Source organism: Candidatus Bathyarchaeota archaeon (assembly GCA_026014725.1).
GTDB lineage: Archaea > Thermoproteota > Bathyarchaeia > Bathyarchaeales > Bathycorpusculaceae > Bathycorpusculum.
The window spans coordinates 1-4,054 of sequence record JAOZHV010000036.1; the positions used below are offsets into that span (position 1 = coordinate 1).

Here is a 4,054-nt window from a genome sequence, read left to right on the forward strand (position 1 = left end):
GGTGGTGGATGAAGTGCTGCACCCAAGCAAAATTCGCATTACCCACAGGCGGGACGCCGAATTGCCAGCGGGCGTCTTCACGCAGCATCTCACCCTTCCAATCCGAATCATTAAATGGCGGGTTGGCGAGTAGGTAGTCGGCTTTTAGGTCTGGGTGGGCATCGTGTAGGAAGCTGCCTTCGTTGTTCCAGACGACGAATTTGGAGTCTATGTGGCGTATGGCAAGGTTCATTTTGCAGAGGCGCCAAGTGGTCTGGTTGGATTCCTGCCCGTAGATGCTCAGGTCCTCCCGCCGCAGCCGCTCCCCATTGGTTGAGGGCGGTTTGGTGTCTCGGTGGGCTTCCACGAATTTTTCGCTCTGCACAAACATGCCGCCGCTACCACAGCAAGGGTCAAACACGCGGCCACGGAAAGGCTCAATCATAGCCACAAGCAAACGCACAATACTCTGAGGCGTGTAGAACTGCCCTCCCTTTTTGCCCTCAGCATCTGCAAACTGTCCGAGGAAATACTCGTAGACTCTGCCCAAGATGTCTTTGCTGCGGCTTTCTCGGTCGCCCAGCCCGATGGTGCCGATTAAGTCGATAAGTTCACCTAGCCGCTGCTTATCCAACCCCTCCCGCGCATAATTCTTCGGCAAAACCCCTTTCAGCTGGGGGTTGTCGCGTTCGATGGCGTCCATGGCTTCGTCAACAATTTTTCCGATGGTGGGTTGCTTGGCGTTTTTCTGCAGGTAGCTCCAGCGGCTGTTGGGTGGTACCCAAAACGCGTTGCGGGCTTTGTATTCATCGATGTCTTCTGCGTCGGCCAAGGGGTCCTTTTTTAGTTCAGTGTAGACTTCTGTGAAGGCGTCAGAGATGTATTTGAGGAATATTAGGCCGAGGACTACGTGTTTGTATTCGGCGGCGTCCATGTTGTTGCGGAGTTTGTCGGCTGCCATCCAGAGTTTCTGCTCAAAACCCAAATTAGCCCCATTACCGTTTGGTCTACCATTTGAAGTCTGTTGCTTAGCCAACCCCATCCTCTCACGTAAGTTTACGGTTATTTATGCGTACATAACAAATAAGACTTTACCGCTTACTTTTTTGGCTCTGAGCATTGAACACCTTTTTGACGATATAGACCTCACGAGTTTTAACTTCAAACCTATTCGGTTTTGTCTATGAAAAGTGTCGGTTCATAAATCCAATCGTTTAGCTGGCGACGATAAGTGTAGGATCCCTCTATCCTGTATGGGCTTCCATCAGGAACATCTCTATCAAATATAGTTACTAAAAATGAAAGCGACAGTTCTTCATTACTATCTACACATTCAGAAGGAACACTGAAACAGCCATTGCCAAATCCTCCCCCAGGTCTAGCAAGGATTAACCTTTTTCCGTTGTAATATCCCTTGAGATCGTTAATTAACCCCAGATTGCGTCCTCCTAAAACTACCCAAACCTTCAACCTAATGCCTAGTTGATAAGCGCTCAGATTAACTAAATTTGTGGTAACGGTGGGCAGAGTGACTTTTGAAGAGTGTCTTTGCTGAGTTATCTCAAACCTAACTTTCGGCGGAGGATTCCATCCTGTTGATCTAGACATTATATTCTGGGACCAACGCCAAATGCCATTTACCTGTTCCAGTTTCCCCGCTTTCTTCAACTTAGCGCCATATCTGTAAAATTGGCTTCTGGAAACCGAGTAACCCCTCTGCTCCAATTTAAGCCTCAAGTCCTTTGCTCTAATTGGGCTATACTGCATGAGACAAGTCTCAATCACAGTTTCAATATCCATGCTTTTTCCATGACCCAAGATGACACACAGTCGTGATTTAGGACAATGTCCTAATAATGATTATCCAAAAAAGAGGCACTGAAAATGAAAAAACAAAACCTGCGAATAACCATTCGCATCGAAAGAGGGCTGAGACAGCAAATCAATAAAGCTCTAAAAGAGGGCAGAGCTGGGAGCATCTCAGCGTTAGTCAGAAAATCGATAGCATTTTTCTTAAAGGAGGGCAAAAATGATGCCGCAGAGTGAAAGAGCAACTGTCCTAAAAGAAATCGTACGTTGGCTGGTTGCACAAGAGAAAGGAGCTACAATTCAGGCATTACGTCACCACATCAAATGGGAGATTACCGAGGGCGGCGCTACAGATGCAACCATAAAGAAATATATACAGGATTTAGACGAAGCCAAAGTGCTAGAATATGCTGCTCCATTTTGGCGTGTAACCGAATTTGGTAAAACCTGGCTTGAGCGGCACTGCCTATGACCTCCGCCGGGACCGCAAACACAGATGACTATACGAAAATTGGTTACAGAACTCACCCTATCTCTACAACTAAATCTACATACATATAGGCGCTGTCTGCATGTACAAAGCCCTCGTTATTTCCCCCAATGAACGCACCTCTGATTTGGGCGACCTGCTAGCTATTGCCCGCTCAGAAGCTTGCCGACGGGAGCATACGTCAGTGAACCCGCCTGTGAAAGTGTTAGTGTTTGTAGCAGAACTCGGCGTGTACGTTGCGGTATACCAAGCCATAGACCAACCTGAAAACAACAAACCGAAAAACAACATGGAAAACTAACCGAGAGGCGGGAGGGAATGGCTGGACTTACACCACAAAACAGTATATTTGGCAACAAAGCCGAAACAGAAAGTAAGTCGTCCCCCAAGCGAGACGTCGGCTCCAGCCCCCTATGCCCACGGTGCCACTCAAAAAAAGTCTGGCGTGCCTCTAAACGCTTTACAGCGGATGGTTTCGATATTCAGCGATGGCTCTGCAGAGACTGCAAAAGGCGCTTCTCAGACCCAAACGACATAAAAAGAGCCAAACAAGCCGCTAAAGCCGTTGAAACAATTGATACGCAGTCATTAAAAAGCAAAGCTGCCATAGTATCTAATCGCCAAATATGCGTCACGGAGACGAAAAATTTGGATGCAGAACAACCAACAACAGAAGTTCTGCGTAGAAACAATGAAATTGGCGAAGTCAAAGGAAAAATCATAGAATACGCTTGGTGGCTCAAAAAAGACGGCAAAAGCGACTCGACGATCAGAGGCAGAACAAAGATACTACAGATACTGACCAAAAGAGGCGCTAACCTCTACGACCCCGAAAGCATCAAAGACGCAATCGCAAGACAGCCTTGGAGCAACGGAAGAAAAAACAACGCAGTAGACGCCTACTCCTCATACCTCAAGATGGTAGGCGGACAATGGCAAGCACCACTTTACCAGACAATACGCAAGCTACCCTTCATCCCAAAAGAAACAGAAATCGACCAACTCATCGCAGGATGCAGTCTACGAATGGCAACCTTCCTTCAACTACTTAAAGAGACAGGTGCAAGATGCGGAGAAATCTGGTGGCTCAACTGGTCAGACATAGACTTCGAAAGCAAAGTCGTAAACATAACACCAGAAAAAAACAGCAACCCCAGAGTCACACACCTCAGCAACAAACTCATCGAAATGCTCGAACACCTACCCAAAAACTACGGCGACAGAGTCTTCTCGCATCCACACATGCTAATCGACAACCACACCGTAACGTTTCAGCGACAAAGAAAACGCATAGCCCACAAACTAAGCAACCCACGACTACTAAAAATCCACTTCCACACCTTCCGATATTGGAAAGGCACTATGCTCTATCACGAAACCAAAGACATGTACTACGTCATGACGCGCTTAGGACACAAGAACATCAAGAATACTTTGCTCTACGTCCAACTTGAAGAAGCGCTATTCCAAGGCGAAACCAGCTACATCTCAAAAGTCGCAAAATCGGAAAAGGAAATCTGCAGCTTAGTTGAAGCAGGCTTTGAATACGTCACAGAGTTCGAGGGCTCAAAAATCTTTAGGAAAAGAAAGCTCTAGCCGAGAAAACGTCGCCAGCGGGACCCTAGGCCTGTTTATTTATATATGGTGCAGGGGGTGGGATTCGAACCCACGAACGCCTACGCGATAGGGTCCTAAGCCCTACTCCGTTGACCTGGCTTGGAGACCCCTGCATAGCGGTATTCAAAGAAAAATAACGTCCTGCCTAATATTTATTTA

General features: G+C 47.1%; 6 protein-coding genes and 1 tRNA gene. 4 read left to right on the forward strand and 3 right to left on the reverse strand.

Annotated features, from left to right (window positions below; genetic code table 11):
* Together NWE95_07270 and NWE95_07275 are read right to left on the reverse strand one after the other, a co-directional pair.
* Positions 1-1,021 (reverse strand): type I restriction-modification system subunit M (locus NWE95_07270; GenBank protein MCW4003694.1); only part of this gene is annotated, 1,021 nt, incomplete at its 3' end.
* A 125-nt stretch (positions 1,022-1,146) separates the two neighbouring features.
* Positions 1,147-1,779, reverse strand: a complete 633-nt coding sequence (locus NWE95_07275; GenBank protein MCW4003695.1) for a hypothetical protein — start codon at positions 1,777-1,779, stop codon at positions 1,147-1,149.
* Between the two features lie 84 nt (positions 1,780-1,863).
* On the opposite strand from NWE95_07275, the gene NWE95_07280 reads away from it, so the two are divergent.
* From NWE95_07280 to NWE95_07295, 4 genes are all read left to right on the forward strand, one after another.
* Positions 1,864-2,025: a hypothetical protein gene (locus NWE95_07280; GenBank protein ID MCW4003696.1), complete on the forward strand. Its 162-nt coding sequence runs from the start codon at positions 1,864-1,866 to the stop codon at positions 2,023-2,025.
* Positions 2,009-2,260 carry a hypothetical protein gene (locus tag NWE95_07285; protein MCW4003697.1) on the forward strand — a complete coding sequence of 84 codons (252 nt, stop codon included), beginning with the start codon at positions 2,009-2,011 and terminating at the stop codon, positions 2,258-2,260. Before NWE95_07280 ends, NWE95_07285 begins: the two co-directional genes overlap by 17 nt.
* Before the next feature lie 100 nt (positions 2,261-2,360).
* Complete coding sequence (locus NWE95_07290) at positions 2,361-2,579, forward strand: hypothetical protein (protein ID MCW4003698.1); 219 nt, start codon at positions 2,361-2,363, stop codon at positions 2,577-2,579.
* Between the two features lie 17 nt (positions 2,580-2,596).
* Positions 2,597-3,874: a tyrosine-type recombinase/integrase gene (locus NWE95_07295; protein ID MCW4003699.1), complete on the forward strand. Its 1,278-nt coding sequence runs from the start codon at positions 2,597-2,599 to the stop codon at positions 3,872-3,874.
* Positions 3,875-3,920: 46 nt separating this feature from the next.
* On the opposite strand, the gene NWE95_07300 is transcribed toward NWE95_07295, so the two are convergent.
* Positions 3,921-4,008 (reverse strand) — tRNA-Leu (locus NWE95_07300).
* Positions 4,009-4,054 lie beyond the last annotated feature (46 nt).

Excerpts from the sequence above, each read along its gene's own strand:
- NWE95_07275 (MCW4003695.1), bottom strand. The coding sequence starts at position 1,779 with ATGGATATTGAAACTGTGATTGAGACTTGTCTCATGCAGTATAGCCCA.
- NWE95_07295 (MCW4003699.1), top strand. The coding sequence starts at position 2,597 with ATGGCTGGACTTACACCACAAAACAGTATATTTGGCAACAAAGCCGAA.
- NWE95_07280 (MCW4003696.1), top strand. The coding sequence starts at position 1,864 with ATGAAAAAACAAAACCTGCGAATAACCATTCGCATCGAAAGAGGGCTG.
- NWE95_07290 (MCW4003698.1), top strand. The coding sequence starts at position 2,361 with ATGTACAAAGCCCTCGTTATTTCCCCCAATGAACGCACCTCTGATTTG.
- NWE95_07285 (MCW4003697.1), top strand. The coding sequence starts at position 2,009 with ATGATGCCGCAGAGTGAAAGAGCAACTGTCCTAAAAGAAATCGTACGT.